Source organism: Pseudolactococcus yaeyamensis (genome assembly GCF_054658615.1).
In genome coordinates, this window is sequence record NZ_BAAGGP010000156.1 from 1 (window position 1) to 2,649 (window position 2,649).

5 protein-coding genes are annotated in these 2,649 nt (G+C 33.2%); all 5 read right to left on the reverse strand.

The annotated features are described in order from the left end of the window. Positions 1–454, reverse strand: a 454-nt coding sequence (locus tag ACYQ21_RS15215) for a T7SS effector LXG polymorphic toxin (protein ID WP_460059500.1), incomplete at its 3' end; no start/stop codon positions are given. 178 nt (positions 455–632) lie between these two features. Then, entirely contained in the window at positions 633–824 is a 192-nt protein-coding gene (locus ACYQ21_RS15220) for a hypothetical protein (protein WP_460059502.1), read from the reverse strand. Then, entirely contained in the window at positions 797–1,285 is a 489-nt protein-coding gene (locus ACYQ21_RS15225) for a hypothetical protein (RefSeq protein ID WP_460059504.1), read from the reverse strand. Before ACYQ21_RS15225 ends, ACYQ21_RS15220 begins: the two co-directional genes overlap by 28 nt. 235 nt (positions 1,286–1,520) lie before the next feature. After that, positions 1,521–2,099, reverse strand: a complete 579-nt coding sequence (locus ACYQ21_RS15230; RefSeq protein ID WP_460059506.1) for a hypothetical protein — start codon at positions 2,097–2,099, stop codon at positions 1,521–1,523. Then, positions 2,096–2,649 (reverse strand): hypothetical protein (locus tag ACYQ21_RS15235; protein WP_460059507.1); only part of this gene is annotated, 554 nt, incomplete at its 5' end. The genes ACYQ21_RS15230 and ACYQ21_RS15235, both read right to left, overlap by 4 nt.

Consider the following 2,649-nt stretch of genomic DNA (forward strand, 5'->3'; position numbering starts at 1 on the left):
CAAGGTCACTCCGTACATTCGAAATCGCATTTGCTCCTGCGCCACCTAAACTAACTAAATGGCTAACCGAACCCGACACACGTCTCATATGATTTTCAAAACCATTCATGTGGGAAATCGCATTGTTAGTCGCTTTGATGTGATCCTTTAAATCTTCATTGATAAGTCGGAAATTGCCATTCGTATCGACTTGCTTATAACCATTCCAATAAACACCTGTAGCAGTTTGAAATGTCTGAAGGGTCGTTAAAAGAGAGGCAATAAGACTGAAATGAACTTCTGAGATATAGGCTTTCATGCTGTCTGCGCCATTACCATAGATTTGATTGGTGTTAGATAGGTCATCCAATCCTCTTTGAAGTCTATCAAGCTTTGTCATCCGACTATTCAGCCCTTTAGCTAAGCCGGGCGATTGCGACTGCCAACTATCGGCGTAGAATTTATTTACCGCCATTTGCGTCCTTTCTGTCTTCCTCTTCAATTTTCACACCCAACTTGTCGAATTCTTTGACATCTGATGGAACGATTTACGCATGGTTTGTACATATTGTAAATTTGTTCTTTGATACTTTATATTTCATTTTCTCCACTCCAATAACAATCTTGCCATAACATATAGGTATCCCCTTACATCACAACAAACTAATACCAATTTCCTCTAAACATTCTAAGCAAGATTTTTTTCCTTCATCACTTGCATCATCAATCAAAGATTTTTTATAATTAGATACTTGAATTTTAGAGTTTATATTGGCTATTTTAGCCTCAAAAATTTTTTCAACTAATTCAATTTCTTCTAAAGAAAATTCATAACCTTCTTCCAAATACCCCGTCTATTTTTCTCATTCCAAAAAATAAAATCAAGAAGGTTATTGCTCTTCAAATTGAAATCATCAAGAGAATCGTTTGAAAAAATTTCTTCTTCTCCCCAAAAAGTTGTCATAACAAATGGCTGAACTTCCCCATTTAAGTCATCAAGCAGATATTCAAACGCCTCGCTTTTTGCAAGTTCAATAAACTTTTCATCAGCACCTTCAAGAAGGCTAACTGCGGATTTAAAATCTTGAGGTAAATTTTCGTTTCTAAAAGCACCAACTACAAGTCCCTTAAAAAAACTAATAGTACTTTTACCGCCTTGTGAATCTTGCAGACTATAATTATTCCCATCCCATGAATGTTCATAATCAAAATAAGGGTCTGTCAATAGTGAAACAGCATGTGCTATTGTTCTATAAATACATAATTTCTCTAAAATACTTCGTGTAATTCCTAGTGAATGTACCATGTTTCCTCCTCACAAATTATTGAGCATATCTAAGCACAGGAACTGGAATAAGTGGAGAAAATTTGTTTGTTTTATCAACCAACGGTCAATTTGAATTCTTTTTTTAGCATCAAGAATCCAATCTTCTCTATTAGAAACATACCATGTGAATTTGTTTTGTTCCTTTATTCCCATAACAATATCGTCATAATATGTTGGTATCATTATCTTCCTCCATATTTCATGAAATTAATGCCTACTCTATATAATCTTCAAGTTTCTCCCATTCAATTTCTTCAAATAAATCTAAGCCATTTTCAAGCCAATAAAGTTTATCTAATGGAATATACTGTTCAAAATTTTTATAACTTATACCTTTAGCTTTAGAAGTCCATTTTCTAGGTGCAAATAGTTCATACGCTGTAAAATCGGAATCACTAAGCAATATTTTTTTTGAAAAATCAATATAAAGTACTGGTAATAAAGAACTAGCTTCACTGAAGGTTTTAATGTTTTTCATTAAACTCCTTAAAGTAATAGCGGAAATAATTTTATCTTGTAAATACGGCAAAAATTCATGGATATTAATATCATCAATAACTGTATAACCATGTTTTTGGGAGACAATTTTATCTTTATCTAATTTAAGTTTACGAACAAAATTTTTATTGAATATTCTATCAGATAATGTAAAATCTTGATTGACCTTTTTAATCAGTTTATTTAAATCAAGTATCCAATCATAATCATTGACTTCATCTGTCACATACCAATTAAACTCTTCGATAGTCTGAATTCCTACAATTGTTATTTTCTCTGCATGATTTGGTATCATTTAGCACTTCTTGCCTCCAATATCGAATTTGCATTGCTAACTCCATTCAAAATACTAGAGGCTTTTTCCGCAATAAAATCTCTATACAACGATAATTTTGAATCATAAATCTTTGCTGTATGCCCCTCGGATTCAATTATAGTTGACCATGGATTGCTTGGCAATTCATATTTGTTATTCTTTCCACTCTGTAATTCAAAATAAGCATTTACATCTGAACCTTGTTTGGCAAAACTATCACTTGTTTGTGTCAAGGTTTTAGTCGTCATCTCCGTGAAACTATTGTGCGCTGAAATTGTAGCTTGATTCATACTTTTCAGACCATTTGCCCCAGAGATAAAGATATTATAGTTTGGCAAACTCTCACCAAACGGCGTCTTGACTTGACCAATCAATTCTGACACAAGAAGTTCGTGTTTACTAACAACACCGTTCATATTATTTTCAGCCTCAGCGATATTTCCTGCGACACTGGCATAATACATCTTCACAACATCTTGGTTAAAATCGTAGAGGACAGAAGTGATTTTATTTTCCAAAACACTATCAA